This is a genomic window from Halomonas sp. ND22Bw, from assembly GCF_003011945.1.
GTDB classification, from domain to species: Bacteria; Pseudomonadota; Gammaproteobacteria; order Pseudomonadales; family Halomonadaceae; genus Halomonas; species Halomonas halophila.
This window is the reverse complement of sequence record NZ_PXWD01001342.1, coordinates 1-253: the sequence shown is the minus strand read 5'-3', so window position 1 is coordinate 253 and position 253 is coordinate 1. Positions and strand designations below refer to the sequence as shown.

The 253-nt window shown below is 69.6% G+C and carries 1 protein-coding gene; it reads right to left on the bottom strand.

The window, feature by feature from the left end:
- The coding region (locus CVH10_RS22555; protein ID WP_146143303.1) for an aminoacyl-tRNA hydrolase at positions 1 to 253 on the bottom strand (253 nt) is incomplete at both ends.

Below are 253 nucleotides of genomic sequence, written 5' to 3'. Positions count from 1 at the left end.
CCCGGCCGGATTTGATGGCGCCGCGGCTGGTCTTGGCCTTCAGTCGGCGCTCCTTGGACGCCTTGGTGGGGCGGGTCGGCACGCGAAAGACGGGACGGACCGAGGCGGCGTCCACCATCTCCTGAAGCCGGGCTACGGCGTCGGCGCGGTTGCGCTCCTGGGTGCGGAACCGCACGGCGTTGATCAGGATCACACCTTCCTGCGTCAGACGGCTGCCCGCCAGCTTCATCAGCCGCGTCTTGACCGGCTCGGT